General features: G+C 67.5%; 24 protein-coding genes. 8 read left to right on the plus strand and 16 right to left on the minus strand.

The window, feature by feature from the left end; translation table 11 throughout:
• Positions 1-13 precede the first annotated feature (13 nt).
• Positions 14-1,060, minus strand: a complete 1,047-nt coding sequence (locus tag BKK81_RS16910) for a type IV pilus twitching motility protein PilT (protein ID WP_071015324.1) — start codon at positions 1,058-1,060, stop codon at positions 14-16.
• Between the two features lie 166 nt (positions 1,061-1,226).
• Here BKK81_RS16910 and BKK81_RS16915 point away from each other — a divergent pair, with 166 nt between their 5' ends.
• A complete protein-coding gene (locus BKK81_RS16915; RefSeq protein WP_071015327.1) occupies positions 1,227-1,934 on the plus strand; it encodes a YggS family pyridoxal phosphate-dependent enzyme in 708 nt (235 codons plus the stop codon).
• Between the two features lie 62 nt (positions 1,935-1,996).
• On the plus strand, positions 1,997-2,833 hold the full coding sequence (gene proC, locus BKK81_RS16920) for a pyrroline-5-carboxylate reductase (protein ID WP_071015330.1): 837 nt from the start codon (positions 1,997-1,999) through the stop codon (positions 2,831-2,833).
• Positions 2,834-2,950: 117 nt separating this feature from the next.
• Here the strand turns inward: proC and ubiA are convergent, their stop codons facing one another.
• The 5 genes from ubiA to recG all read right to left on the minus strand — a co-directional run bounded on the left by ubiA (position 2,951) and on the right by recG (position 8,469).
• Complete coding sequence (ubiA, locus tag BKK81_RS16925) at positions 2,951-3,808, minus strand: 4-hydroxybenzoate octaprenyltransferase (protein WP_071015334.1); 858 nt, start codon at positions 3,806-3,808, stop codon at positions 2,951-2,953.
• Between the two features lie 212 nt (positions 3,809-4,020).
• A complete protein-coding gene (locus BKK81_RS16930) occupies positions 4,021-4,506 on the minus strand; it encodes a Dps family protein (RefSeq protein ID WP_071015337.1) in 486 nt (161 codons plus the stop codon).
• 114 nt (positions 4,507-4,620) lie between these two features.
• Entirely contained in the window at positions 4,621-4,803 is a 183-nt protein-coding gene (locus tag BKK81_RS16935) for a hypothetical protein (protein ID WP_071015339.1), read from the minus strand.
• A 424-nt stretch (positions 4,804-5,227) separates the two neighbouring features.
• Positions 5,228-6,178, minus strand: coding sequence for a LysR substrate-binding domain-containing protein (locus tag BKK81_RS16940; protein ID WP_071015342.1), 951 nt, complete (start codon positions 6,176-6,178; stop codon positions 5,228-5,230).
• 134 nt (positions 6,179-6,312) lie between these two features.
• Entirely contained in the window at positions 6,313-8,469 is a 2,157-nt protein-coding gene (gene recG / locus BKK81_RS16945; protein WP_071016568.1) for an ATP-dependent DNA helicase RecG, read from the minus strand.
• 222 nt (positions 8,470-8,691) lie between these two features.
• On the opposite strand from recG, the gene queA reads away from it, so the two are divergent.
• From queA to secF, 5 genes are all read left to right on the plus strand, one after another.
• The gene (queA, locus tag BKK81_RS16950; RefSeq protein ID WP_071016569.1) at positions 8,692-9,780 is read left to right on the plus strand and encodes a tRNA preQ1(34) S-adenosylmethionine ribosyltransferase-isomerase QueA; all 1,089 of its coding nucleotides are present in this window, start codon (positions 8,692-8,694) and stop codon (positions 9,778-9,780) included.
• A gap of 55 nt (positions 9,781-9,835) precedes the next feature.
• Positions 9,836-10,966: a tRNA guanosine(34) transglycosylase Tgt gene (gene tgt / locus BKK81_RS16955; RefSeq protein WP_071015344.1), complete on the plus strand. Its 1,131-nt coding sequence runs from the start codon at positions 9,836-9,838 to the stop codon at positions 10,964-10,966.
• Positions 10,967-11,175: 209 nt separating this feature from the next.
• Positions 11,176-11,502, plus strand: coding sequence for a preprotein translocase subunit YajC (gene yajC / locus BKK81_RS16960; RefSeq protein ID WP_071015346.1), 327 nt, complete (start codon positions 11,176-11,178; stop codon positions 11,500-11,502).
• A gap of 223 nt (positions 11,503-11,725) precedes the next feature.
• Complete coding sequence (gene secD / locus BKK81_RS16965; protein WP_071015349.1) at positions 11,726-13,597, plus strand: protein translocase subunit SecD; 1,872 nt, start codon at positions 11,726-11,728, stop codon at positions 13,595-13,597.
• A gap of 65 nt (positions 13,598-13,662) precedes the next feature.
• The gene (gene secF / locus BKK81_RS16970) at positions 13,663-14,634 is read left to right on the plus strand and encodes a protein translocase subunit SecF (RefSeq protein ID WP_071015351.1); all 972 of its coding nucleotides are present in this window, start codon (positions 13,663-13,665) and stop codon (positions 14,632-14,634) included.
• Positions 14,635-14,773: 139 nt separating this feature from the next.
• Here the strand turns inward: secF and BKK81_RS16975 are convergent, their stop codons facing one another.
• The 8 genes from BKK81_RS16975 to purB form a co-directional block, all read right to left on the minus strand.
• On the minus strand, positions 14,774-15,769 hold the full coding sequence (locus tag BKK81_RS16975; RefSeq protein WP_071015354.1) for a response regulator: 996 nt from the start codon (positions 15,767-15,769) through the stop codon (positions 14,774-14,776).
• Entirely contained in the window at positions 15,766-16,896 is a 1,131-nt protein-coding gene (locus BKK81_RS16980) for a hybrid sensor histidine kinase/response regulator (RefSeq protein ID WP_071016571.1), read from the minus strand. Before BKK81_RS16980 ends, BKK81_RS16975 begins: the two co-directional genes overlap by 4 nt.
• Positions 16,897-16,916: 20 nt before the next feature.
• The gene (locus tag BKK81_RS16985; protein ID WP_071015357.1) at positions 16,917-18,254 is read right to left on the minus strand and encodes a sensor histidine kinase; all 1,338 of its coding nucleotides are present in this window, start codon (positions 18,252-18,254) and stop codon (positions 16,917-16,919) included.
• Between the two features lie 12 nt (positions 18,255-18,266).
• On the minus strand, positions 18,267-19,667 hold the full coding sequence (locus BKK81_RS16990) for a class I SAM-dependent methyltransferase (protein ID WP_071015358.1): 1,401 nt from the start codon (positions 19,665-19,667) through the stop codon (positions 18,267-18,269).
• A 387-nt stretch (positions 19,668-20,054) separates the two neighbouring features.
• Positions 20,055-20,645 carry a YceI family protein gene (locus BKK81_RS16995; protein WP_071015361.1) on the minus strand — a complete coding sequence of 197 codons (591 nt, stop codon included), beginning with the start codon at positions 20,643-20,645 and terminating at the stop codon, positions 20,055-20,057.
• Positions 20,646-20,712: 67 nt separating this feature from the next.
• Entirely contained in the window at positions 20,713-21,297 is a 585-nt protein-coding gene (locus BKK81_RS17000; protein WP_071015364.1) for a YceI family protein, read from the minus strand.
• 82 nt (positions 21,298-21,379) lie between these two features.
• On the minus strand, positions 21,380-21,922 hold the full coding sequence (locus BKK81_RS17005; RefSeq protein WP_071015366.1) for a cytochrome b: 543 nt from the start codon (positions 21,920-21,922) through the stop codon (positions 21,380-21,382).
• Between the two features lie 255 nt (positions 21,923-22,177).
• On the minus strand, positions 22,178-23,554 hold the full coding sequence (purB, locus tag BKK81_RS17010) for an adenylosuccinate lyase (protein ID WP_071015369.1): 1,377 nt from the start codon (positions 23,552-23,554) through the stop codon (positions 22,178-22,180).
• Positions 23,555-23,919: 365 nt separating this feature from the next.
• Here purB and BKK81_RS17015 point away from each other — a divergent pair, with 365 nt between their 5' ends.
• On the plus strand, positions 23,920-24,534 hold the full coding sequence (locus tag BKK81_RS17015) for a glutathione S-transferase C-terminal domain-containing protein (RefSeq protein WP_071015373.1): 615 nt from the start codon (positions 23,920-23,922) through the stop codon (positions 24,532-24,534).
• A gap of 40 nt (positions 24,535-24,574) precedes the next feature.
• Here the strand turns inward: BKK81_RS17015 and mnmA are convergent, their stop codons facing one another.
• Both mnmA and BKK81_RS17025 read right to left on the minus strand, forming a co-directional pair.
• A complete protein-coding gene (gene mnmA / locus BKK81_RS17020; RefSeq protein WP_071015375.1) occupies positions 24,575-25,654 on the minus strand; it encodes a tRNA 2-thiouridine(34) synthase MnmA in 1,080 nt (359 codons plus the stop codon).
• Entirely contained in the window at positions 25,651-26,142 is a 492-nt protein-coding gene (locus tag BKK81_RS17025; RefSeq protein ID WP_071016573.1) for an NUDIX hydrolase, read from the minus strand. The genes mnmA and BKK81_RS17025 overlap by 4 nt, the downstream gene beginning before the upstream one ends.
• Positions 26,143-26,166: the final 24 nt, after the last annotated feature.

Consider the following 26,166-nt stretch of genomic DNA (forward strand, 5'->3'; position numbering starts at 1 on the left):
CCTCCCGCCGGCCTCAGCCGCCGGTGAAGGCGTCGGGATTCTTGGCGATGGCGCGCGCGTCGCCGTAGTGGATCACGCCGCGCTTGATCAGGTCCGTCAGCCCCTGGTCCAGCGTCTGCATGCCCAGCCCGCTGCTGGTCTGCATCATCGAATACATCTGCGCGATCTTGTTCTCGCGGATCAGGTGGCGGATGGCGGGTGTGGCGATCATGATCTCGTGCACCGCGGTGCGGCCATTGCCGTCGCGCGTCTTCAGCAGCGTCTGCGAGATCACCGCCTCCAGCGATTCCGACAGCATGGTGCGCACCATGTCCTTCTCCTCCGGCGGGAACACGTCGACCACGCGGTCGATGGTCTTGGCCGCGGAGCTGGTATGCAGCGTGCCGAAGACCAGGTGGCCGGTCTCGGCGGCGGTCAAGGCCAGCCGGATGGTCTCCAGGTCGCGCAGCTCGCCGACCAGGATCACGTCCGGATCCTCGCGCAGCGCGGAGCGCAGCGCATTGGCGAAGGAATGGGTGTGCGGCCCGAGTTCGCGCTGGTTGATCAGGCTCTTCTTCGAGTGGTGCACGAACTCGATCGGGTCTTCCACCGTCAGGATGTGGCCCATGTCGTGCTCGTTGCGGTGGTCCACCATGGCCGCGAGCGTGGTCGACTTGCCCGAGCCGGTCGGGCCGGTGACCAGCACCAGGCCGCGTGGCTTCATGCACAGGTCGGCGAACACGGCGGGCGCGCGCAGGTCCTCCAGCGTGAGCACCTTGGACGGAATCGTGCGGAACACAGCGGCAGCGCCGCGCTGCGTGTTGTAGGCGTTGACGCGGAAACGCGACAGGCCGGCGATCTCGAAGGAGAAATCGACCTCGAGGCGCTCTTCATAGGCCTTGCGCTGGGTGTCGCTCATGATGTCGTACACCATGGCGTGCACATCCTTGTGCGCCATCGCGGCGACATTGATGCGGCGCATGTCGCCGTGGATCCGCACCATCGGCGGCATGTCGGCCGACAGATGGAGATCGGAGGCCTTGTTCTTGACGGCGAAAGCCAATAGCTGCGCGATGTCCATCTATAATGACCCCACCCGGAAATTTGCGTGCCGGCACGCGCCTGCGGGTCAGCGCCCCGCGCCCGGAACTGCATTCTTTGGTACAGCTTTTTCGTGTTTTTATGCTGACAGGTCCTGCCGACTTGAACTTCCGCCGCCCGCTTCTCCCTGCCATGTCCGCCGGATTATGTCTGTAATCGCCGCCAACTTGCAAGACGTCAACGGACGCATCGCGGCGGCCGCACAACAAGCCGGCCGACCGGCCGGCGCAGTCGCGCTGCTGGCCGTTTCCAAGACCTTCCCCGACGGGGCCGTGCGCGAGGCCTTCGCTGCCGGCCAGCGCGCCTTCGGCGAGAACTACGTGCAGGAAGGCGTGGCCAAGGTGGTCGCACTCGCCGACCTGCGCGAACAGATCGCCTGGCACTTCATCGGTCCCCTGCAAAGCAACAAGACGAGGCTGGTCGCCGAGCACTTCGACTGGGTCCACGCCATCGACCGCCTGCGCGTCGCCGAGCGGCTCTCGGCGCAGCGTCCGGCCGGGATGGCGCCGCTGCAGGTCTGCATCCAGGTCAATATCAGCGACGAGGCCAGCAAGAGCGGCGTGGCGCCGGAACAGGCGCTGGCGCTGGCGCAGGCGGTGGCGGCCCTGCCCGGACTGCGGCTGCGCGGCCTGATGGCCATCCCGGAACCGGCGGCGGATGCGGCGGCCCAGCGCCTGCCGTTCGCCGCCCTGCGCGCACTGCTGGGCTCGCTGCGCGAGGCCGGCCTGGATGTGGACACCTTGTCGATGGGCATGTCGGGCGACATGGAAGCGGCCATTGCCGAAGGTGCCACGCTGGTCCGCATCGGTACGGCCATCTTCGGTTCGCGCCCCGCGCCCGCGCCGCACGGCTGAGGACGGGCCGCGCAATTTCGGCGCCCCCTGCGCTTCCCCACTTTTCTTCGCGAGACACAGCAATGCTCGACACCCTTAGCTTCGGATTCCTCGGCGGCGGCAATATGGCCAGCGCGCTGATCGGCGGCCTCGTCGCGCGCGGCGTGCCAGCCGGCGCCATCCGCGTGGCCGACCCCTTCCCGGAGGCGCAGGCGCGCCTGGCGCGCGATTTCGGCGTACACACGGCGGCAGCGCCCGACGCGGCCTTCGCCGCCAGCGACGTGCTGGTGCTGGCGGTCAAGCCGCAGCAGTTCCGCGACGCCACCGCCCCGCTGCATGACCTGCTGCAGGCCGGCGGCAAGGATCCCCTGATCATCAGCGTGGCCGCCGGCATCCGCCTGCAGGACATGCAGCGCTGGCTGGGCGGCCGCACCCGCCTGGTACGCGCGATGCCCAACACGCCCGCGCTGTCGGGCATGGGCATGACCGGCCTGGCCGCCGCGGCCGGCCTGGGCGAGCGGGAACGCGCCATCGCCACCGCGGTGGCCGAGGCCGTCGGGCAATGCCTGTGGGTGGAGGACGATGCCCGGATCGACGCGGTCACCGCCATCTCGGGCAGCGGCCCGGCCTACGTCTTCTACTTCATCGAAGCCATGCAGCGCGCCGCCACCGAACTCGGCCTGTCGGCCGAGCAGGGCCGCCAGCTGGCGGTCGAGACCTTCCGTGGCGCCGCCACGCTGGCGGGACAGTCGCCCGAACCGGTCGGCACGCTGCGCGAGCGGGTCACGTCCAAGGGTGGTACCACCTACGCGGCGCTGACGGCCATGGAAGGCGCCGGCATCGCCGACGCCTTCGTGCGCGCCATGCACGCGGCGGCTGCGCGCGGCGCGGAGATGGGCGCGGAGTTCGGCAAGGATTGAGGACTCGCGCCGCGCTGCTTGTCTCCCCTCCCCCGCTTGCGGAAGAGGGGCCGGGAGAGAGCGCAGGCGCAGGCGCCACGTACTGGCATCGGCACTGCCCCGATGGTGACGATTGCCTCAGCGCAGGCAGTACGACAACGCCACCCCGGCAAACACGCACGCACCCAGCCAGTTGTTGTGGCGGAAGGCGGCGAAGCACGGCATGCGCTCGCGTCCGCGGATCAGCGTGTAGTGGTACACCGTGCAGGCCGCCGCCGCCGCCAGCCCTGCCCAGTAGGGCCAGCCGAGCGCAAGCTGCAGGCCGGCCCAGGCCATCAGGCCGAGGAAGACCGCATAGCAGATCATGATCGCCGCCACATCGAAGCGGCCGAAGGTGATGGCCGAGGTCTTGATGCCGATCAGCAGGTCATCGTCGCGGTCGACCATCGCGTAGGCAGTATCGTAGGCCACTGCCCAGAACACATTGCCCACCAGCATCACCCACGCCAGCACCGGCACCTGGCCCTGCACGGCGGCGAAGGCCATCGGGATGCCGAAGCCGAAGGCGATGCCCAGGTAGGCCTGCGGGATGGCGAAGAAGCGCTTGAAGAAGGGGTAGCTGCCCGCGATGAACAGCGCGACCACGGCCAGCCACTTGGTCAGGCCGTTGAGCGGGATCACCAGCAGGAAGGCCAGCAGCGACAGCACGCCGGCCACCATCAGCGCCTCCCATCCCGCGATGCGGCCCGCGGTCAGCGGCCGCTCCCTGGTGCGCTTGACGTGCTTGTCGAAATCCCGGTCGGCCCAATCGTTGACCGCGCAGCCGGCCGAGCGCATCAGGAAGGTACCGACGGTGAAGATCCAGAACAACTGCCAGCCCGGCCAGCCGTCGGCCGCCATCCACAGCGCCCACAGCGTGGGCCACAGCAGCAGCAGCGTGCCGATCGGCTTGTCGATGCGGACCAGCCGTATATAGAGGGCAAGGCGTTCGAGCATGGGAGGCTGGGAGGGTATGGCGGAAGACATGGGTGGAAACGACAAGGAGTGCCGCAGGGGCGGAAGCAGACCCTAGCAGGGCCGACAGGAAAAGCAGATCGGCGCGCCCGGCCGGTGCCAGCCAGGGCACCGCGCCGCAACGCCGGCACCCCGCGGCCGTAGCGGCAGCGGGGCGGGAGACCGGCGTGCGGGCGCCGGCCGGGACCTGGCCGTCAGGCCAGCATCGAACGCAGCATCCACGCAGTCTTCTCGTGCGTCTGCATGCGCTGGGTCAGCAGATCGGCCGAGGGCTCGTCGGCAGCGGCATCGACCAGCGGGAAGATCGAGCGGGCCGTGCGCACCACCGCTTCCTGGCCTTCCACCAGCTTGCGGATCATGTCGGTCGCGTCGGGCACGCCCTCCTCTTCGGGAATCGAGGACAGGCGGGCGTATTCCTTGTAGGTGCCGGGCGCCGGGTAGCCGAGCGCACGGATCCGCTCGGCGATGGCGTCCACCGCCAGCGCCAGCTCGTTGTACTGCGTCTCGAACATCAGATGCAGCGTGTTGAACATCGGGCCGGTGACGTTCCAGTGGAAATTGTGCGTCTTGAGGTAGAGGGTGTAGGTATCGGCCAGCAGCTTGGACAAGCCTTCAGCGATCTTCTTGCGGTCCTTGTCGGCGATACCGATGTTCACGCTCATCTCTTTCTTCTTTGCCATGGTTTGCTTCGCTCCATCATTCCGGTAAGGTCACGCGGATGCCGCCGGCTGGCGGCGGGCGGCATCGCCCGTGCATTATGGCACTACTCGATGGCAGGCCCGGGGGCGGCGCTGCTAGCTCAGCACACCGTGCAGGGCCCGGGCCGCGTCGTGCAGCACCACCGCCGCACCCAGCATCGAGACGGCCAGGCCGATCTCCTTGCGCCAGAGCTTGCGGCGCAGGCGCGCCGCCTCCGTGGCGCCCGGCATGGCCGCAATGCGCATCCCGCGCCAGGTATCGATGAAAGTGGCAATCATGAGGTTCCTCCAGTTGGCGACCACGATGGTGGTACGCGGCGCGTACGCTCACTTCGCCGCGGCATAGCTGGCCAGGCAGGCGGCCAGTCCGCGGCCGATGGCACGCAAGGAAGGCAGGTGGAAGCGGTTCATGTCGGGCTCCTGAGGCCGGCTTGCGCTGGCGGTGTCGATGGAGGAAGTCTAAGGAAACCCGCATGATTGGTAAATTTGAATATTTACCTTGAATCAATAGTAAAAAACTAAAACACATCCGACCCGCTCCGGCCGGGCCGAGGCCCGCCGCGTCACAAACCCGTGAGAGCCGGGAAAGAAGCGAAGCCGCCGGAATCCAGTCCGGCGGGATGCCGACGGCTATCCGACGAGATGCCGGGACATGCGCGCGTGCCGGCGGCGCCGGCAGGATGGCGCCGCGCCGGGACCGGGCTCAGGCGGCCTCGGCCAGTTCCTTGGAGACCAGCTTGCGCACGCCAGGCAGCTCGCAGGCAGCTACCGCGGCGGACAGCGCCTGCATCGCGGGCAGGCGCGTGAAGCTCTTGCGCCAGGCCAGCACCACGCGGCGGTCGGGGACCGGGTCGGCGAAGGGCACGTAGGCCAGCATGTCGCTCTTGGGCTTCATGTCGGGCACCGAAGTGCGCGGCAGAACGGTGATGCCCACGCCGCTGGCCACCATGTGGCGGATGGTCTCGAGCGACGAACCCTCGAAGGTCTTCTGGATGCCGTCGGCCGCCTGCGAGAAGCGCGACAGCTCGGGGCACACGCCCAGCACATGGTCGCGGAAGCAATGGCCGCTGCCCAGCAGCAGCATGGTCTGCTGCTTCAGCTCGTCCGGATCGACCTGGGACACCTGGGCCAGCTGGTGGCCGCGCGGTACTGCCACCACGAAGGGCTCGTCATACAGCGGCTGCACGGTCAGGCCGGAATCGGCGAAGGGCTCGGCCATGATGGCGCAGTCGATCTCGCCCTGCTTGAGGAGTTCGATCAGCTTGACCGTGTAGTTCTCCTGCAGCATCAGCGGCATCTGCGGCACGGTCTCGATCATCTGCTTGACCAGCGCGGGCAGCAGGTAGGGCCCGATGGTGTAGATCACGCCCACGCGCAGCGGACCGGCCAGCGGGTCCTTGCCCTGCTTGGCGATCTCGCGGATGGCCATGGTCTGCTCGAGCACGCGCTGCGCCTGCGCCACGATCTGTTCGCCCACCGGCGTCACCGACACCTCGGACGTGCCGCGCTCGAAGATCTGCACGTTGAGCTCGTCCTCCAGCTTCTTGATGGCCACGGACAAGGTCGGCTGCGACACGAAGCAGGCCTCGGCCGCCCGGCCGAAATGGCGCTCGCGCGCGACGGCGACGATGTACTTGAGTTCGGTGAGCGTCATGGCAATCAATTAAATCTGGGTATGCGATAGATTTTACCTTCGATTGCCCGCCTTGTCAGATTGGCGGCCGGCGCGCGGCGGAGGCGGCACGAATGTGGCGATCCGGTCATCCACGCCACCGACGCGCCACCGGCTCAGGCCTTCAGGAACTGCTCGCGCCCGCCCAGCCAGCGCGCCAGATGGGCCTCCACCGCTTCGGGATGGCGCGCCAGCATCAGCTCGGCGGCTTCCTGTGCGTACTCGACCATCCAGGCATCGCGTTCGAGATCGGCGAAACGCAGCATCGCCTCGCCCGACTGGCGTGCGCCGAGGAATTCGCCCGGACCGCGGATCTCCAGGTCGCGCCGGGCGATCTCGAAACCGTCGGTGGTCTCGCGCATGGTGCCCAGCCGCTCACGCGCGGTGGGCGACAACGGCGCCTGGTACATCAGCAGGCAGACCGACTCGGCGCTGCCCCGCCCGACCCGGCCGCGCAACTGGTGCAGCTGGGCCAGGCCGAAGCGCTCGGCATGCTCGATCACCATCAGCGAGGCATTGGGCACGTCCACGCCCACTTCGATCACGGTGGTGGCCACCAGCACCTGCAGCCGGTTGGCGGAAAACGCCGCCATCACCTCGGCCTTCTCGGCCGGCGGCAGGCGCCCGTGCACCAGGCCCACCTTCAGGTCGGGCAAGGCGGCCGCGAGCGTCTCATAGGTCTCGACCGCCGTCTGCAGCTGCAGCGCCTCGCTTTCCTCGATCAGGGGGCAGACCCAGTAGACCTGCCGGCCCTCGGCGGCCGCGTGGTGCACGCGCGCGATCACCTCGTCGCGGCGGGCGTCGTTGACCAGCCGCGTGACCACCGGCGAGCGCCCCGGCGGCAGTTCATCGATGACCGAAACGTCGAGGTCGGCGTAGTAGGTCATGGCCAGGGTGCGGGGGATCGGCGTGGCCGACATCATCAGCTGGTGTGGCACCGCCGCCGCGGCCCCCGCCCCGTCATCGGCGGCGCCGTCGGCCTTGCCGCGCAGGGCGAGGCGCTGCGCCACGCCGAAGCGGTGCTGTTCGTCCACCACCGACAGGCCCAGGCGGGCAAAGCGCACCGTGTCCTGGATCAGCGCGTGGGTACCGATGGCAAGCTGCGCCTCGCCGGCTTCGACGCGCGCCACCGCCTCGCGCTTGGCGCGCGCCTTCAGGCTGCCGGCGAGCCACACCACGGGCACACCCAGCGGCTCCAGCCAGGCCGAGAGCTTGCGGTAGTGCTGCTCGGCCAGGATCTCGGTCGGCGCCATCAGCGCGGCCTGGTAGCCGGCGTCGATCGCCTGGCAGGCCGCCAGCGCGGCCACGATGGTCTTGCCGCTGCCCACGTCGCCCTGCAGCAGGCGGTGCATCGGATGGGGCGCGGCCATGTCGCCGCCGATCTCCTCGACCACGCGCCGCTGGGCACCGGTCAGCTGGAACGGCAAGGCGGCCAGGAAGCGTGTCAGCAGGCCGCCCTCGCGGCGCGGCATGGCCGGCGCATTCTTGTCGCGGCGTGCCGCCTGCGCGCGCTTGAGCGACAGTTGCTGGGCCAGCAGTTCGTCGAACTTGACGCGCTGCCAGGCCGGATGGCTGCGCTCGGCGAGCGCGGCTTCGTCCACCTGTTGCGGCGGCGCGTGCAGCAGGCGCAGGCACTCGCTCAGCGGCCGCAGGCGCAGGCGTGCCAGCGGGCCCTGCAGCACCGGCTGCGGCAGCGTCTCGGGCAGGGGCGTGCGGCCGAGCGCGCCGCCGATGGCCTTGCGCAGGTAGGCCTGGGAAATGCCGGCGGTGGCCGGATAGACCGGGGTCAGGCGGTCCGGCAGCGCCTCGCCCTCGCCCACCGTGCGCACCGTGGGGTGCACCATCTCGGCGCCGAAGAAGCCGCCGCGCAGTTCGCCGCGCACGCGCAGGCGCGCGCCCTCGGCCATCAGCTTGACCTGGCTGCCGTAGAAATTGAGGAAGCGCAGCACCAGTTCGCCGCTGTCGTCGGCCAGCTTGACCACCAGTTGCCGGCGCGGGCGCACGGTGACCTCGCTGGAGGTGACCACGCCCTCGACCTGCACCGGCAGCCCGAGGCCGGCGCGGGCGATGGCCTCGGACACGGGCAGCAGCGTGGTCTGGTCCTCGTAGCGCAGCGGCAGGTGCAGCACCAGGTCGACGTCGCGCTTGAGGCCCATCTTGGCCAGGCGTGCCATCGCCGAGGATGGTTTGCCGCCGGCGGCGGCCGGCGCCGGCCGGGAGGGCCGGGCAGCGGCGGCGGGTTCGGTGTCAGGGGTCGGAGCGGTGCCTGGCATCGGGCGGCGATCGATCGCGGTCAAGGACGGTGGAAGACGGTCGGCTGGCCATGGACGCTCGTCGGGCGCGCCCCTTCGCCCGGCGCGGGGCCGGGGCAAATGGGCGATATCACGCGCACCGGAACGGCCTTGGCCGTGCAAGCCTTACAATATCGGATTCGCCGATTGTACCCATGCCTGCCGCCGCCACCGTGCGGCGGCTTCCGCATTGCCGCTTCCACCATGCTGACGCTGTCCGATTTCGACTTCCCGCTGCCACCCGAGCTGATCGCGCAGACCGCCCTGCCCGAGCGCAGCGCAAGCCGCCTGCTGGTGGTGGAGCGGGTCGCCGCGGGAGATGGCCCCGAGGCCACCCGCCTGCTGGACCGCGCCTTCGCCGACATCGTCGACTCCCTGCACCCCGGTGACCTGCTGGTCTTCAACGACACCCGCGTGATCAAGGCGCGCTTCTTCGGCCACAAGGCCAGCGGCGGCAAGGTCGAGGCGCTGGTCGAGCGCCTGCTCGACAGCCATACCGCGCTGGCCCAGGTGCGTGCCTCCAAGACGCCGGCCGAGGGCAGCACGCTGCGCCTGGCGGATGCCTTCGAGGTCACGGTCGGCCCGCGCGCCGGGGAGTTCTTCACGCTGCGCTTCCCCGAACCGGCGCTCGACCTGATCGAGCGCTTTGGCCGGCTGCCGCTGCCGCCCTATATCACGCACGATCCCGACGCCTACGACGAGACCCGCTACCAGACGGTCTATGCGCGCAACCCCGGCGCGGTGGCGGCGCCCACCGCCGGCCTGCACTTCGACGACGCGCTGTTCGCCCGGCTCGACGCCATGGGCGTGCGGCGCGCCTTCCTGACCCTGCACGTCGGCGCGGGCACCTTCCAGCCGGTGCGCAGCGAGAACCTGGCCGAGCACAAGATGCACTCGGAGTGGTACGCGGTCTCGCCGGAGCTGGCCGAGGCGGTGCGCGCGACACGTGCCGCCGGCCGCCGCGTGATCGCCGTCGGCACCACCTCGCTGCGCGCGCTGGAATCGGCCGCGCGCGAGGACGGCACGCTGGGTGCCGGCAGCGGCGATACCGACATCTTCATCACGCCGGGCTACCGCTTCCGCCTGGTCGACGCGCTCATCACCAATTTCCACCTGCCGAAATCCACGTTGCTGATGCTGGTCTCGGCCCTGGCCGGCGTGCAGACCATCCGCGCTGCCTACCGCCACGCTATCGCGCAGCACTACCGCTTCTTCAGCTATGGCGACGCCATGCTGCTGACCCGCCAGGACGCGGCCGCCGCACCGGCCGACGCCGCCCGGGACGCTAACTGAGCGGCCGCCCGCGCGCCGCGCCACCTCCCGGAAACCGACCCGCCCCGAACCTGCCATGCTCGAATTCGAACTCCTCACCACCGACGGCAACGCACGCCGCGGCCGCGTCAAACTGAACCACGGCGTGGTCGAGACGCCCATCTTCATGCCGGTGGGCACCTATGGCTCGGTCAAGGCCATGTCGCCGCTCGAACTGAACGAGATCGGCGCGCAGATCATCCTCGGCAACACCTTCCACCTGTGGCTGCGTCCGGGCCTGGACGTGATCGGCGCGCACGAGGGCCTGCACCGCTTCGTCGGCTGGGACAAGCCCATCCTGACCGACTCGGGCGGCTTCCAGGTGTTCTCGCTGGGAGAGTTGCGCAAGATCACCGAGGAAGGCGTGACCTTCGCCTCGCCGGTCAACGGCGACAAGCTGTTCCTGTCGCCCGAGATCTCGATGCAGATCCAGCGCGCGCTGAACTCGGACATCGTGATGCAGTTCGACGAGTGCACGCCCTACGAGATCGAAGGCCGCCCCGCCACCCACGCCGAAGCCGCCGCCTCGATGCGCATGAGCCTGCGCTGGGCCAAGCGCTCGCGCGACGAGTTCGAGCGCCTGGCCAACCCCAACGCGCTGTTCGGCATCGTCCAGGGCGGCATGTTCGAAGACCTGCGCGACGAGTCGCTGGCAGGCCTGTCGGAGCTGGACTTCCACGGCTTCGCCATCGGCGGCCTGTCGGTGGGCGAGCCCAAGGAAGACATGATGCGGGTGCTGCAGCACGTGGCCCCGCGCCTGCCGGCCGACAAGCCGCACTACCTGATGGGCGTGGGCACGCCCGAGGACCTGGTGGCCGGCGTCGCCACCGGCGTCGACATGTTCGACTGCGTGATGCCGACCCGCAATGCGCGCAACGGCTGGTTGTTCACCCGCTTCGGCGACGTCAAGATCAAGAATGCGGCCCACCGCAACGATCCGCGGCCGCTGGACGAAAGTTGCGAATGCTACACCTGCCGGAATTTCTCGCGCGCCTACCTGCACCACCTGCACCGGGTCGGCGAGATCCTCGGCGCGCGCCTGAACACCATCCATAATCTGCACTACTACCTGCAGCTGATGCGCGAGATGCGCGAGGCGATCGAGCAGCACCGCTTCGACGCTTTCCGCCTCCAGTTCGCGGCGGACCGCGCGCGCGGCACGCGCTGAGCACGGGCGGCGCAGCGCCGCTGCCCGGTACGGGCCGGGCGAACTTTCCGCGCCGGGCCGGTCGAATGCCTGGGTCCCGCCGCGTCCGAGACGCGCTCCGGCGGGCACCCCGCACAAACCCCTAGGGCGCCGCAGGCGGCGCCGGAACGGTCATAGTCGGGTGGTAGAATGCCCGATTCATCAAATCTATTTTGTGACGGAGAAGCAACGTGTTCATTTCCAACGCATTTGCCCAGACCGCAGGTGCCGGTGGCGCGGCAGGCGGCCTGATGAGTTTCCTGCCCATCATCCTGATGTTCGCGGTGCTGTGGTTCATCATGATCCGCCCGCAGATGAAGCGCCAGAAGGAAACCAAGGCCATGCTCGAAGCGTTGGCCAAGAACGACGAGGTGGTGACCGCCGGCGGTATCCTCGGCAAGGTCACCAAGGTAGGCGAGCAGTACGTGAGCGTCGAAGTGGCGGAAGGCACCGAGATCACGGTGCAGAAGAATGCCGTCACCACGGTCCTGCCGAAGGGCACGCTGAAGGCGCTCTGATTCCCCTGGCGACGGCGCCCCGGCGCCGTGCCGCTGCACGCCACTTCTCGCCACTTCCGGCAGGTCCGGGCCACACGGCCCGGACGCATGCCCAAGCAGCCGCCTGATCCAGCCCGGGACGTCCCGCGGAGGCCAGGCGGCTGTTTGCCAACCGGATCGGCCCACGCCGCAGCGCCCCTGAACCCGGCGCCGGCCCCGCCGACCGCAGAATGACTGGCCAAAGATGAATCGTTATCCGCTTTGGAAATACCTCGTGATCCTGGTGGCGCTGGCCACCGGCATCATCTACACGCTGCCGAATTTCTTCGGCGAGGCGCCCGCCGTGCAGGTTTCGTCGGGCAAGGCCACCGTCAAGGTCGACCTCGCCATGCAGAAGCAGGTCGAGCAGGTCCTGGCGCAGAACAACCTGCAGCCCGACGGCGTCTTCTTCGACGTCTCGGGTCAGTCTGGCTCCGTCAAGGCGCGCTTCCGCACCCCCGACGACCAGCTCAAGGCCAAGGACGTGCTGAACCGCTCGCTCAACCCTGACCCGAGCGATCCCACCTACATCGTCGCGCTGAACCTGCTGTCGGGCTCGCCGCACTGGTTGACCGCGCTGCACGCGCTGCCGATGTACCTGGGCCTGGACCTGCGCGGCGGCGTGCACTTCCTGCTGCAGGTCGACATGAAGGGCGCCGTCGACAAGAAGCTCGACAGCCTGGCCACCGATGCGCGCACCCTGATGCGCGACAAGAATATCCGCCATGGCGGCGTCGACCGCGACGGCGAGAAGCTGACCATCCACTTCAGCAACGCCGACGATGCCGGCAAGGCCCGCGGCATGCTGTCGGACAACCTGCGCGAGCTGGCCTTCAACGTGGATGGCAACGACGTGGTCGGCCTGTTCACCGATGCGGCGCGCAAAGCCGTGCAGGACGCCGCCGTCAAGCAGAACATCACCACGCTGCACAACCGCGTCAACGAACTGGGCGTGGCCGAACCGGTGATCCAGCAGCAAGGCGCCGACCGCATCGTGGTGCAGCTGCCCGGCGTGCAGGACACCGCCAAGGCCAAGGACATCATCGGCCGCACGGCCACGCTGGAAGCGCGCCTGGTCGACCCCAACGCGCCCCGCCTGCCGCGTCCGGGCGATCCGGTGCCCTATGGCAGCGAACTGTTCACCCAGGGCAATGGCGCCCCCGTGATCCTGAAGAAGCAGGTGATCTTCACCGGCGACCGCATCGAAAGCGCCTCGGCCGGCTTCGACCAGAACCAGCGCCCCTCGGTCAACATCAAGCTCGATGCGCAGGGCGGCCGCGTGCTGCGCGACATCTCGCGCGAGAACATCGGCAAGCCGATGGCCATCGTGCTGTTCGAGAAGGGCAAGGGCGAAGTGCTGACGGTGGCCACCATCCAGTCCGAACTGGGTTCGAGCTTCCAGATCACCGGCTCCTACTCGACCGAGGCCGCCAGCGACCTGGCGCTGCTGCTGCGCGCCGGTTCGCTGGCCGCGCCGATGGACATCATCGAGGAACGCACCATCGGCCCGTCGCTGGGCGCCGACAACATCAAGAAGGGCTTTGACTCGGTGGCCTACGGCTTCGCCGGCATCGCCGTCTTCATGATGCTGTACTACATGCTGTTCGGCGTGTTCTCGGTGGCGGCCCTGGCGATCAACCTGCTGCTGCTGGTGGCCGTGCTGTCGATGCTGCAGGCCACGCTGACGCTGCCGGGCATCGCCGCCATCGCCCTGGTGCTGGGCATGGCGATCGACGCCAACGTGCTGATCAACGAGCGCATCCGCGAGGAACTGCGCGCCGGCGCCGCGCCGCAGACCGCGATCGCCACCGGCTTCTCGCGTGCCTGGGCCACCATCCTGGACTCCAACGTGACCACGCTGATCGCCGGCCTGGCACTGCTGGCCTTCGGTTCCGGCCCGGTGCGCGGCTTCGCCGTGGTGCACTGCCTTGGCATCCTGACCTCGATGTTCTCGGCGGTGTTCTTCAACCGCGGCCTGGTCAACCTCTGGTACGGCCGCAAGAAGCGCCTGCAGGGCCTGGCCATCGGCCAGATCTGGAAGCCGGACACCGACCAGGGCGGCAGCACGGCCAAGTAATCGGCAGGTCCCGCGCGGCGCGCGGGACCGCCAGCAGATAAAAGCAGGACACAACAGGATCCGATATGGAATTCTTCCGCATCCGGCGCGACATTCCGTTCATGAAGCACGCGTTGGTCTTCAACGTCGTCTCCTTCCTGACGTTTGCCGCAGCCGTGTTCTTCCTCTGGCACAAGGGCCTGCACCTGTCGATCGAATTCACGGGCGGCACGGTGATGGAAGTCAATTACCAGCAAGCCGCCGATCTGGAGAAGATCCGCGGCCAGGTGGGCAAGCTGGGCTACGCCGACGTCCAGGTGCAGAACTTCGGCACCTCGCGCGACGTGATGATCCGCCTGCCGCTGCAGAAGGGCCCGGACGGCAAGCAGGTCACCTCCGCCCAGCAGAGCGAGCAGGTCATGGGCGCGCTGAGCGCGGCCTCGCCCGACGTCAAGCTGCAGCGCGTCGAGTTCGTCGGCCCGCAGGTGGGCAAGGAGCTGGCCACCGACGGCCTGCTGGCGCTGCTGTGCGTGGTGATCGGCATCGTCATCTACCTGTCCTTCCGCTTCGAATGGAAGTTCGCGGTGGCCGGCATCATCGCCAACCTGCACGACGTGGTGATCATCCTCGGCTTCTTCGCCTTCTTCCAGTGGGAGTTCTCGCTGTCGGTGCTGGCGGCCATCCTCGCGGTGCTGGGCTACTCGGTCAACGAATCGGTGGTGATCTTCGACCGGATCCGCGAGAACTTCCGCAAGTACCGCAAGATGACCACCCACGAGATCATCGACAACGCGATCACCAGCACCATGTCGCGGACCATCATCACCCACGGCTCGACCGAAATGATGGTGCTGTCGATGTTCTTCTTCGGCGGCCCGACGCTGCACTACTTCGCCCTCGCGCTGACGGTGGGCATCCTGTTCGGCATCTACTCCTCGGTGTTCGTCGCCGCGGCGCTGGCCATGTGGCTGGGCGTCAAGCGCGAAGACCTGGTCAAGAGCGAGAAGAAGACCGACGGCACGGATCGTGGCGATCCGAATTTCGGTGCGCAGGCGTGAGCGGCTGAGCCCCGGGCCCGGCGTCGGGCTTCGGGAATGAAAAAGGCGCCCACGGGCGCCTTTTTCATTTACCGCCAGGCGCCGGAAAGCGAGAGGGGCGCCCGCGGGCGCCCCTCTCGCTTTCCGGCCGAGGCCTGGCTCAGAACTGCTCGATCCAGACTGCCAGCCGGTCCGCCGCGAAGCTGTCGGCACGCGCGCCGACACGGCACAGCACCGCATCGCCTTCGCGCACGAACTGCAGCGCCCCGCCCGTCTCTTCCAGCCACAGCAGGCTGGCCAGCCAGGTCACGTGCTGCGCCGACACTGCCTCTCCCACCGGCAGGCTGAGGAACTCGGCGAGAAACTGCGGGCTGGTCCAGACCAGGGCCTCGCCCTCGCGGCGCACGGCCGCATCGCCCAGCACCTCGGCCAGCACCGCGATGGCATCGGCGCCGCCACGGCCCGCCAGCTGCGTGCGCAGCGCACCGAGCCGGGCCGTCAGCGCATGGCCGAAGTCGCCGCAGCGGCGGCTTTCGGCGCTGATCAGGTCGGCGTAATCCATCAGCAGCCAGTCCGGCTCGATATTGCTCGCGCCGCCCAGCACCGCACCGGCCAGGTAGGTCTCCACCGGCTGGAAACGGCCGGGACCGAGCAGGCTGGCGCACAGGGCATGGACCATGCCCACGCGCGAAGCGGTGGTCTGCTTCTGCAGCACGACCAGCTTCTCGCGCACCAGCTGGTCGCGCTCCTTGCGCAGGCCGGCCAGTTCGAGCGCCTGCTTGAGCTCCATGCGCAGCGCGGTGATATCCCAGGGCTTGCGGATGTAGCGGTGGATCTGACCCTGGTTCACGGCCTCGACGGTCTGTTCCAGCTCCGAGTACGCGGTGGTCAGGATCCGCACGATATGCGGATAGCGCTCGCGCGCATAGCGCAGCAGTTCGTTGCCGAACTCGCCCGGCATGCGCTGATCCGAGATCAGCACGGCCAGGCTGTCGGCATGCGCATCGAGCAACGCCTTGCCTTCTTCCACCGATGCGCCGGTCACCACCGGCGCCAGTTGCCCGATGGCGCGCTGGAAGTACTTGACCGCCGTCGCCTCGTCATCGACGAACAGAATCGCCGGTGGAGGGGCCTGCGTGGCAATCGGATCGCTCATCGATCACTCCTATGCATTCGACTTTTGGTATTGGGAAATTCAAGCGTCACGATCGTGCCGGCGCCCGACTGCGAGTCGATCTGGATCCCGCCGCCGAAAGATTGCATGACGCGATTACAGAAAATCATGCCCAGGCCGCTGCCGCCCGCTTCCGCGTATGTCGTCACGGGATCGACCAGCAGCCGCTCCATGACCTCGGGCGGAATGCCCGGGCCGTTGTCGCAGATACGGATCCTTGGGCGCGGAACCGCTTCCACCACGAAGCGCAGCGACGGTGCCGGAACGTCGGCGAGCGCGCGCAGCGCATTGCTCATGACCGAGGACAGCACCAGGGCCACGCAGTTCGGCAGCGTGTAGACGGGAAAGTCTCCAGGCGTCTCGACCTGCACCCAGGCTCGCTGCCCCTCGGCAAAGGGATAGGTATCGAGCAGCGCCATGATCAGGGCGCCGGCGTTGATGTCCGGCGCCGTCTTGGCCGGCGCGCCGCCCGCGGTGTTGCGCACCGACTGCAGGAAGGACGAGATCACGGCGAGGCAGTACTGGGCATTGCTGTACATCGCCGCGGCCGCCTGGCCGATCTCGCCCTGGCGCTGCACGCTGTAGTCGGCCTCGCTGCGATTCTGTACGCCCTGCGCGAAGTTGGCGATGGCCGCCAGCGGTGTGTTCAACTCATGTGCCAGGAACGCCAGGGTCTCGTCGATCGCGGTCAGCCGCTGGTGGCGCACCTCGCGCTCGCGATGGCGTTCGACCGCCGCGCGCAGCACGTCACGCACCTGTGCCAGGCCGAGCGGTTTCTCGAGGATGCGGAAGACCTCGCCGGAATTGACCGTATCCAGCAGCATGTCCTTGTCGGCATAGGCCGTCACCAGGATGCGCACCACCGTGGGAAACTCGCGCGCCACCTGCCGCAGCAGGTCGCCGCCATTGCGCCCCGGCATGCGGAAGTCGGTGACGAGGATGGCGATGCGCGCGCCCTGCCCCCACAGCAGTTCCATCGCCTCCTCGGCGCCGGAGGCCAGCAGGATCTCGTACTCGCCGCCGACGGCGCGAGCGAAGTACTTGCGAGCCATGTCCTCGTCATCGACGTAGAGGATCGTGGCCTTCGCCTGGCCGGAGTCGCTGCTCATGGCATCCTCACTCGGCATCCTCACTCGGCTCGCGGCAGATCGAAGGTGAATGCCGTCCATTGGCCCAGTTCGCTCTCGGCGTAGAGCGTGCCACGGTGGCGCTCGATCACAGCATAGCTGATGGACAGGCCCAGCCCCAGGCCCTGGCCGACCTCCCGGGTGGTGAAGAACGGCTCGAACACGCGGGCGAGGTTCTCCGGCGCGATGCCCGGGCCGTTGTCGCGCACGCTGACGTGCAGGCGGCCATCCTCCCAGTACGCCGAGGTATGGATGGCCGGCTTGGTCGTCTGCGCCTTGCGCATGGCGAGCGCGGCATTGGAGAACAGGTTGATCAGCACGCCGATGATCGCCGCCTCGTCACCCAGCACCAGCGTATCGGCGGGCAGTTCGCGCGTCAGCGCGACGCCGCGCAGTTCGTGCGCCGTCAGCCGGCATGAGGAATCCAGTGCCTTCTCGAACAGGAAGGGCACCCCCTCGGCTTCGGCGCCCGGCTTGCGGTAGGCGAAGGTCTTCAGGTCGGAAACGATATGCTGGATGCGCTGCATGCCCTGCTTCGCATCCACCAGGCACTCTTCCAGCGAGGCATTGGCCTTGGCGACCGGTTCCTCCATGGCCACCTCGATGGCCATCAGGCAGAAGTTGACCGGATTGTTGACCTCGTGCAGCAGCCCGGCCGCCAGCGTGCCGATGGCCGCCATCTTCTCCTGCTGCAGCATCTGGCCCTTGATCTCGGCCAGGTTCCGGTTGATTTCCGCCAGTTCCAGGTTCTTCTCCGCCAGTTGCTCCTTCAGGCGGAAGAGGTGGAAATGGCCACGCTCGTTCATGAAGGTATAGACGGCGCTGGCGGTGATCGAAAAGGCGATGAAGATCGAGTTGACGATGAAGTGGCCGCGATCCGCCAGCCCCAGCGGATGGGCCAGGCAGGCGATCACATAGAACAGATAGGTGACCGCGCCGAAGCCGATGGTCTGCCACAGCCCCATCGGCAAGGCGATGCCCACGGCGAAGATGACCAGGTTGAGCCCGGCATAGTAGATCGACGAAGCCCCTTCGGTCACGCCGATCATCCAGGCGATCATCATCTGCGGCAGGATCAGCCAGGCCAGCGTCAAGGGCTGGACATGGCGCCGGCCGAAGGGCGTGGGCAGCAGCGCGTAGATCCCGCCGATCAGCAGCGCGATGAACGAGCGCGCCAGGAAGAAGCGCAGTTGCTCCTGCGGATAGATGCCGTAGTCCAGCAGCACCCCCGCCATCACCAGCACGACGGCGGTCAATGCGCCAGCCTTGCTGCTTGCCAGCCGGAACTCGCGCAGTTCGGCTTCGTAGTTGGTGTACCGGTGTACGACCCGTCTGAGCATGATGGCCCCGGCTCAGGCGGAAGGGTGGTGCACGGTCGCCTGCACGAACACATTGACGCCTGTGCTGTCGCAGTAGACCTTGGGGTCCTGGCAGTTCGGCGGCAGCAACGACAGCATATTGGCCTCGTCGCGGTAGATCAGGTACCACTCGAGCATGTGTTCCATGCTGAATTTCTCGGGGTTGCTCGCATGCACGTTGGTGGCGAGGACCGAGCCGCCTTCATAGGTACGCGAGGCAAAGTAGCTGATCAGGCGCGAGCACACCTTGTCGGACAGGTAGTCGAACAGGCCCGCGCAGTAGACGGCGTCGAACTCCTGCAGGTTGGGGTCCGGCGCGATGCGCCGCTTCAGCAGATCGTGCACCGACTGGTGCACGTACTCGACCTGCACGCGCGCGCCGGCACGGGCGGCGGCGCCTTCGATGCGCTCGCGCGTATAGGCCAGCGTCTCCTCGCTGAAATCCACCAGCTGGAACGACAGCAGTTCCGGATTCGGGTAGGTCTCGATGAAGCGCTGGATCTCGACCGCCGGTCCGCAGCCCACATTGAGCAGGCGGAACGGCCGCCCGGCGGCGCGCGCCTTCTCTGCCATGCCGTTCAGGTATTCGATCAGCAGCTCGATGCGGTTGCGGTGCGCGGCCGCCACCGCCGACTGCAGGAAGGTGGCGTTGACGATCTGGAAATAGGTGCTCGGCCCCTGGCGCGGATCGGACAGCAGCTGGTTGACCATCTCGTAGTCCCCCGCGTAGCCGAGCGGCTTGGTGTAGGTGCGGAAGACGAAAGGGGCGCGCAGCAGCAAGGGATGCAGCGCAGACTGCGTGAAGGTGCGGTGCATCGGTGCGAGTTCGGGCTCCACCTGCAGTGCCTCGCCCTCCAGCATCGCGGAATAGTGGCGGATCCTGTCGCCGATCGGCTGGGCCAGTTCCAGGAACACGTCCATGCGCAGCGTCTCGCCTTCCTTCGGCAGCACGGTGGTCATGTCGACCTGTTCGACCCAGCGCGAGACGTCGGAGAGAAAGGCCCGCATCTCGTTGACCACGATCTGGTAGTCGCGGCGGATGCGGAAGCGCTCGGTCCATTCCTGCACGAAGGAACGGGATTCCTGGCCCACCGAGGCGGGCTCGCCCGTCATCTCGGACAGCTCGCGCCACTCCTCGATCAGGGTCACCGACACGACCGCCGTCAGTCCGGTATTGACCAGGCTGATCACCACGGCCTTGCCGAAATAAGCGTTCTTGGTCCCCATCTTGACCGAAAGGTCGGACAGCACCTCACTGACCTGGACGATCGAATAGGGATTGTAGATTTCCATCACCAGAGACTTTCTCTGGAGATTGATGATCGTGCCTCGCACCTGCTCGCCCTGCGAGTTGCGGAAGCTGACCACCGGATCGATTTGCGTTTGGGAGTACACGGTATTGCGCCAGGGAAATCCGAGAAACGCTGTGGGCCGTCCGCTTCAGGTCGGGCCGACCCGGCACAGCACATGGGCGAGACGGACGCGCGGCTTGCGCGCCGCTGTCCGACGCTACGTCAGGAACGCATAGGGATAGCCTTCGGCTTTGCCGGGTGCAGCCGCGCGGCGAATGTCCGCTAGCCTGCCGCAGGCCTGCAGCCCGGTGGGAAATTGCAGCGGACCATTGTACTGTGGCGACGGGTGGCGTACAACCGACCTGGCGAGGGGTGCCGAGGCCACCTCGTAGCGTGCTCGCGGCGTGCCTGCCCGCCGTGTTCCGACCAGGACCGCCAACGAAAAACGGGCCGGCAAAGCCGGCCCGTTTCTGGCGCAATGGATCCGGACTCAGTCCGCGCGCACGCCCTCGACCTGGATGGCCAGCTTCACTTCCGGCTTGAAGCCCATCTTCAGCGCGTAGTCGACACCGAAGTCGGCGCGGCTGAAGGTGCCCACGGCGTCGGCGCCGCAGACTTCACGCTTGAGCATCGGGTGCTGGATGCACTTGAAATCGCTGATATTGAGCTGCACCGGCTTGGACACGCCATGCAGCGTCAGCACGCCATCGATCGCGGTCGGCACGTCACCGTTGAACTTGATGAACTTGCCCTTGTAGCTGGCCTCCGGGAAGGCCTGCACGTTGAGCATGTCGGGGCTCTTCACGTGTTCGTTCAGCTTGCTGTTGCCGAAATCGATCGAGGCCGGGTCGATCTTGACGTCGACCGAGCCGGTCTTGGCCTCGCGGTCCAGGGTGACCACGCCGCTCGACTTGGTGAACTTGCCGCGCCACGTCGATACGCCGCCCATGTGGTCGGCCGCGAAGCTCGGGTAGGTATGCGTCGGGTCGAGGTTGTAGGTCACGCTGGCGGCGGAGGCCACGCCGACGGCGGCGGTGGCGGACAGGGCCGCGACGGCGGCGAGGATGGTGCGCAGTTTCATGGGTTCTCCCTGCAGGACGGATAAGACGGGTTGGACGGGTTGGAATGGGGAACAGGCCGCGGGCGGATCAGCCCTGCTTCCTGGCCGGGGTGACGATGTGGAACTTGACCTGGACTTCGTCGGCGACCACCGAAGTGTCCTTCCACTCGCCGTCGCCGATATTGAAGGCGTTACGCTTGATCGGCAGCACGCCGTCGAAGACCTGGACGCCGCCCTCCTGGCGATAGCTTGCCGGCACCACGATGTCGACGGTCTTGCCCTTGATGGTCAGCTTGCCGGCCACGTCGTACTTGCCGGCGGCACCGCCCTTGATGCTGGTGGACTGGAAGACGGCCTTCGGATACTTGGCGGCGTCGAACCAGTCGCGCCCCTTCAGTTCCTTGGTGGTCTCGGCATCGCCGATCTCGAAGCTGGCGACGTCAATCTCCATCTTGGCCGACGAGTTGGCCAGCTTGGCGGGATCGAAAGCGACCGTCGCATCGAATTTCTTGAACTTGCCCTCCATGGGTACGCCGATCTGGCGGGCGACCGCCGTGACCGAGCTCTTGGCCGCATCGACCTGGGCCCAGGCGGAAGGAATCGCGGCGCCGGCGGCGGCCAGGACTGCCGCGCCTGCCAGGGCCAGCGCACGGGGACGGAAATTGCGGTTCATCGAATGACTCCTGTCAAAATCGTGGCGCTACGCGCCATTCTGCGTTGGCAATGCGAGGACGTGACCGGGAAACGGCCGACGCCTACTTGAGAAACGGCAGCATGCGGGCCAGCGTGCCGTCCCGGTTGACGAACTGGTGCTTGACGGCGGCGGCGGCATGGACGACGACGATCGCGGCCATCAGGTAGTTCAGCCATTCGTGGGCCGGCTTGAGCGCGGCCTTCAGCGCGTCATTGGGCTCGATCAGCGCGGGCATGTGCCACAGGCCGAGAAAGACCACCGGTACGCCCGCCGCCGAACTGTAGAAATAGCCGGTGAGAGGCACCACGAGGATCAGCAGGTAAAGCAGGTGGTGCGCGCCGGCGGCGGCCTTGACCTGCCACGCGGGCGTGCCCGCGGCCGGGGCCGGCGCACCCTTGGCGCCCCGCCAGAGCACACGGACCAGCGCCAGTGCGAAGATGGTCACGCCCATCCACTTGTGCCAGGAAAAAAGCTTGAGCTTGGTCGGGGTCAGCCCGGGAATACCCGTCATGTAGAGACCCAGGGCGAAAGCCGCGAAGATCAGCAAGGCCACGAGCCAGTGCAGGCTGATGGCGATGGGGCCGTAGGCAGCTTTGGAACGCATGGACTCTCCCTGCCCGTGGCGGGCGTTGCACGATCTTTGAGAATTTGAGAAGGGCCGCCGGAAACCGTTCCTGGCAGCGCCTTGGATTCTCGCATTATTGAGCGCCCGGGGGGATCATGAGCAGGCCGAACTTAATTCAGTTATTCAATATTTTTGAATTGAGCGCGCCGGCGACCCGGCGCGCGGCAACATATCGGCCGCCATGAAAAAAGCCACCCTCGCGGGTGGCTTCTCGACGCAGCGGGGCGCGGCCGCTCAGATCCGCTCGGCCAGCGCCACGGCCTTGCCGATGTAGCTGGCGGGCGTCATCGCCAGCAGCAGTTGCTTGGCGTCGTCGGGAATCGCCAGGCCGGTGATGAAGGTCTGCAGCGCCTCGCGCGAAATACCCTTGCCGCGCGTCAGCTCCTTCAACTGCTCGTACGGATTGGGCACGCCGAAACGGCGCATCACGGTCTGCACCGGCTCGGCCAGCACTTCCCAGCAGTTATCGAGGTCTTCGTTCAGGCGCTCGGGATTGGTTTCCAGCTTGCCCAGGCCGCGCAGGCAGGCCTCGTAGGCCAGCAGGCTGTAGCCGAAGGCCACGCCGATATTGCGCAGGACCGTGGAGTCGGTCAGGTCGCGCTGCCAGCGCGAGACGGGCAGCTTCTCCGACAGGTGGCGCAGGACGGCATTGGCCAGGCCGAGGTTGCCTTCCGAGTTCTCGAAGTCGATCGGGTTGACCTTGTGCGGCATGGTCGACGAGCCGATCTCGCCGGCCTTGGTGCGCTGCTTGAAGTAGCCCAGCGAGATGTAGCCCCAGACGTCGCGGTCCAGGTCCAGCAGGATGGTGTTGGCGCGCGCGATGGCATCGAACAGCTCGGCCATGTAGTCATGCGGCTCGATCTGGATGGTGTAGGGATTGAAGGTCAGGCCCAGGCGGGTCTCGATGACCTGGCTGGAGAAGGCTTCCCAGTCGAAGGCAGGATACGCCGACAGGTGCGCGTTGTAGTTGCCCACCGCACCGTTCATCTTGCCCAGCAGCTCGACGCGCTCGATGCGCTCGATGGCGCGCGCCAGGCGCGCCGCCACGTTGGCCATCTCCTTGCCCAGCGTGGTCGGGCTGGCCGGCTGGCCATGGGTGCGCGACAGCATCGGCTGTGCCGCGTTGGCGCGGGCCAGCTCGACCAGGCGCGCATGCACGCGCTTGAGCGCCGGCACCACCACCTCGTCGCGCGCGCCCTTCAGCATCATGCCGTGCGAGGTGTTGTTGATGTCTTCCGAGGTACAGGCGAAGTGGATGAATTCGCTGGCCGCCTCGAGCTCCGCATTGCCCTTGACCTGCTCCTTGAGCCAGTACTCGACGGCCTTGACGTCATGGTTGGTGACCGCCTCGATTTCCTTGATGCGCGCGGCGTCGGCTTCGGAGAACTTGTCGACCAGGGCCAGCAGCGCCGCCTCGGAGGCCGGCGAGAATTTCGGCATGTCGGGCAGGCCGGTGCGCGCCAGCGCGATCAGCCAGTGCACCTCGACCTTGACGCGGTTGCGCATGAAGGCCGCCTCGGAAAGCCACTCGCGCAGCGCGTCGGCCTTGGCGGCATAGCGGCCATCGATGGGAGACAGGGCGGTGAGTGGCGAAAGGGAGGTGGTGGACATGCTGGAAACCGCAAAGGGGGAGTTGGGAGGGGAGCGCCGTTCCGGCTCCACGGCGCAGGCCGCATGAGACGGATCCGGCACGGATCGGGCACGCGCCGGACCGCAACGGCCGGACGCAACGCGCGATTTTACCATCGGCCCCGCCCCGCTGTGCAGCAGCCGCGGAGACACCGGACGCGCCCCTGTGCCCGCCCCGCAACGCAAAGTGCGCGGCCGCACGCTCGGCCGCGGCGCGCGGGCTGCGCGGGTATACTCGCGCTCGCCGATCCATTAGCCTGTTACGAAGTGCATCGGGCACGGACGCCAACGCCGGCCGGCCGTGCCACGAGCGCCGATGCACTTCATAACAAGCTCAAGGGGAGCATATGAAGCTGATTGCATCGCAGACGAGCCCTTACGCGCGCAAGGTGCGCGTGGTAATGGCGGAGAAGAAGATCGACTACCAGCTCGTCGAAGAGAACGTCTGGTCGCCCGACACCACCATCGGCCAGTTCAATCCGCTCGGCAAGGTGCCCTGCCTGATGATGGAAGACGGCGGCGCGATCTTCGACTCCCGTGTCATCGTCGAGTATGTGGACACGCTGACACCGGTCAGCCGCCTGATCCCGCAGGGCGGACGCGAACGGCTGGAAGTACGCTGCTGGGAGGCGCTGGCCGACGGCGTGCTCGACGCCGCGCAGCTGGTGCGCCTGGAAGGCACCCAGCGCGAGCCCGGAGAACGCAGCGAGCGCTGGGTCCAACGCCAGCTCGGCAAGATCGACGCGGCGCTGGTCGCCATGGCCAACGGCCTGGCGGATCGCCCCTGGTGCTCGGGCAACCACTATTCGCTGGCCGATATCGCGGTGGGCTGCGCGCTGGGCTACCTGGACTTCCGCTTCCCCGAGATCCCCTGGCGCCAGCGGCATCCGAACCTGGCGGCCTACCAGGACAAGCTGGCCAAGCGCCAGTCCTTCCTCGATACCGAGCCGCCGCGCGGCTGACACCCGGAGCGGGCTGTGCTCTTGCGCACAGCCCTGCGCCCTACTGGATGATGCCGCCGCCCAGGCACACGTCGCCGTCGTACAGCACGGCCGATTGACCCGGCGTCACCGCCCACTGCGGCTCGTCGAAGGCGAGCTCCAGCGTGTCCTCCCCCGCCTGCGCCACCATGCAGGGTGCATCGCTCTGCCGGTAGCGCGTCTTGGCCGACAACCGCCGGCCCGCCGCGGGCGGCTCGCCGGCCACCCACGACAGGTCGGCTGCGGCCAGCTCCGTCGTCTGCAGCCAGGGATGGTCATGCCCCTGCACGACATAGAGCGTATTGGCAGCCATGTCCTTGCGTGCCGCATACCAGGCATCGCCGTTGCCATCGCGGCTGCCGCCCAGGCCGATGCCCTTGCGCTGGCCCAGCGTATAGAAGGCGAGGCCGATGTGCTCGCCCACCACCTTGCCGTCCGCGGTCTTCATCGGGCCCGGCCGGGTCGGCAGGTAGCGGTTGAGGAAGTCTCGGAACGGACGCTCGCCGATGAAGCAGATACCGGTCGAGTCTTTCTTCTTCGCGTTGGGCAGGCCGATCTCGGCCGCGATCTCGCGCACGCGCGTCTTTGGCATCTCGCCCAGCGGGAACAGGGTACGCGACAATTGCGCCTGGTTCAGGCGATGCAGGAAATAGCTCTGGTCCTTGGTGTGATCGAAGGCCTTGAGCAGTTCGAAGCGCCCGCCCGCCGCCTCGCGCACGCGCGCATAGTGGCCGGTGGCGATGGTCTGCGCGCCCAGCGACATGGCGTGGTCGAGGAAGGCCTTGAACTTGATCTCGGCGTTGCACAGCACGTCCGGGTTGGGCGTGCGGCCGGCCGAGTACTCGCGCAGGAATTCGGCGAACACGCGGTCCTTGTACTCGGCGGCGAAGTTCACCGCTTCCACATCGACACCGATCAGGTCGGCCACCGACACCACATCGAGCCAGTCCTGGCGCGTCGAGCAATACTCGCCGTCGTCGTCATCCTCCCAGTTCTTCATGAACAGGCCGATGACTTCATAGCCCTGCTGCTTGAGCAGCCAGGCCGTGACCGAGGAATCGACGCCACCGGACATGCCGACCACCACGCGCTTGCCGCTCATGGCTGCCCTGCCTTGCCCAGCGCCGAGCTGTGCGTGAACAGCGCGTCGAGCGCGAAGCGCTTGCCGGCCAGGTAGTCGTCGACACAGGCCTGCACCAGCGGCGTGCGATGACGTTCGGGACAGGCGCGCACCTCGTCCGCGCTCATCCACACCGTGCGCACGATGCCGGTGTCCAGCTTGCGGCCGCTCTCGAGGGCACCCAGCTCGCCGGTAAAGGCGAAGCGCACATAGGTGACGTCCTTGCCGGTGCGCGAAGACCTGGCGCGACCCATGTAGCAGCCGAGCAAGGCGCGCGGCTCGAAGGCGTGCGCGGTTTCCTCCAGCGTTTCGCGGATGACGGCGTGGATCAGGCTCTCACCCTCTTCGAGATGGCCGGCGGGCTGGTTCAGGCGCAGGCCCTCCGGCGTCTCTTCTTCCACCAGCAGGAAGCGGCCGCCGCGTTCGATGACGGCGGCAACGGTGACGCTGGCCTTCCAATCGTTTGACATGATGCTCAATATTTAGGCAATCCG

Origin of the sequence: Cupriavidus sp. USMAHM13 (assembly GCF_001854285.1) — a bacterium.
In the GTDB taxonomy this organism is placed as follows: domain Bacteria; phylum Pseudomonadota; class Gammaproteobacteria; order Burkholderiales; family Burkholderiaceae; genus Cupriavidus; species Cupriavidus malaysiensis.

Coding starts and splice junctions, on each gene's coding strand:
- BKK81_RS16935 (WP_071015339.1), bottom strand. CDS start 4,803: ATGATTGCCACTTTCATCGATACCTGGCGCGGGATGCGCATTGCGGCC.
- proC (WP_071015330.1), top strand. CDS start 1,997: ATGCTCGACACCCTTAGCTTCGGATTCCTCGGCGGCGGCAATATGGCC.
- BKK81_RS17000 (WP_071015364.1), bottom strand. CDS start 21,297: ATGAACCGCAATTTCCGTCCCCGTGCGCTGGCCCTGGCAGGCGCGGCA.
- BKK81_RS16985 (WP_071015357.1), bottom strand. CDS start 18,254: ATGCTCAGACGGGTCGTACACCGGTACACCAACTACGAAGCCGAACTG.
- ubiA (WP_071015334.1), bottom strand. CDS start 3,808: ATGCTCGAACGCCTTGCCCTCTATATACGGCTGGTCCGCATCGACAAG.
- secD (WP_071015349.1), top strand. CDS start 11,726: ATGAATCGTTATCCGCTTTGGAAATACCTCGTGATCCTGGTGGCGCTG.
- mnmA (WP_071015375.1), bottom strand. CDS start 25,654: ATGAGCGGCAAGCGCGTGGTGGTCGGCATGTCCGGTGGCGTCGATTCC.
- BKK81_RS16910 (WP_071015324.1), bottom strand. CDS start 1,060: ATGGACATCGCGCAGCTATTGGCTTTCGCCGTCAAGAACAAGGCCTCC.
- recG (WP_071016568.1), bottom strand. CDS start 8,469: ATGCCAGGCACCGCTCCGACCCCTGACACCGAACCCGCCGCCGCTGCC.
- BKK81_RS16980 (WP_071016571.1), bottom strand. CDS start 16,896: ATGAGCAGCGACTCCGGCCAGGCGAAGGCCACGATCCTCTACGTCGAT.
- tgt (WP_071015344.1), top strand. CDS start 9,836: ATGCTCGAATTCGAACTCCTCACCACCGACGGCAACGCACGCCGCGGC.
- BKK81_RS17015 (WP_071015373.1), top strand. CDS start 23,920: ATGAAGCTGATTGCATCGCAGACGAGCCCTTACGCGCGCAAGGTGCGC.
- purB (WP_071015369.1), bottom strand. CDS start 23,554: ATGTCCACCACCTCCCTTTCGCCACTCACCGCCCTGTCTCCCATCGAT.
- BKK81_RS16930 (WP_071015337.1), bottom strand. CDS start 4,506: ATGGCAAAGAAGAAAGAGATGAGCGTGAACATCGGTATCGCCGACAAG.
- BKK81_RS16995 (WP_071015361.1), bottom strand. CDS start 20,645: ATGAAACTGCGCACCATCCTCGCCGCCGTCGCGGCCCTGTCCGCCACC.
- BKK81_RS16915 (WP_071015327.1), top strand. CDS start 1,227: ATGTCTGTAATCGCCGCCAACTTGCAAGACGTCAACGGACGCATCGCG.
- BKK81_RS16940 (WP_071015342.1), bottom strand. CDS start 6,178: ATGACGCTCACCGAACTCAAGTACATCGTCGCCGTCGCGCGCGAGCGC.
- queA (WP_071016569.1), top strand. CDS start 8,692: ATGCTGACGCTGTCCGATTTCGACTTCCCGCTGCCACCCGAGCTGATC.
- BKK81_RS17025 (WP_071016573.1), bottom strand. CDS start 26,142: ATGTCAAACGATTGGAAGGCCAGCGTCACCGTTGCCGCCGTCATCGAA.
- secF (WP_071015351.1), top strand. CDS start 13,663: ATGGAATTCTTCCGCATCCGGCGCGACATTCCGTTCATGAAGCACGCG.
- BKK81_RS17005 (WP_071015366.1), bottom strand. CDS start 21,922: ATGCGTTCCAAAGCTGCCTACGGCCCCATCGCCATCAGCCTGCACTGG.
- BKK81_RS16975 (WP_071015354.1), bottom strand. CDS start 15,769: ATGAGCGATCCGATTGCCACGCAGGCCCCTCCACCGGCGATTCTGTTC.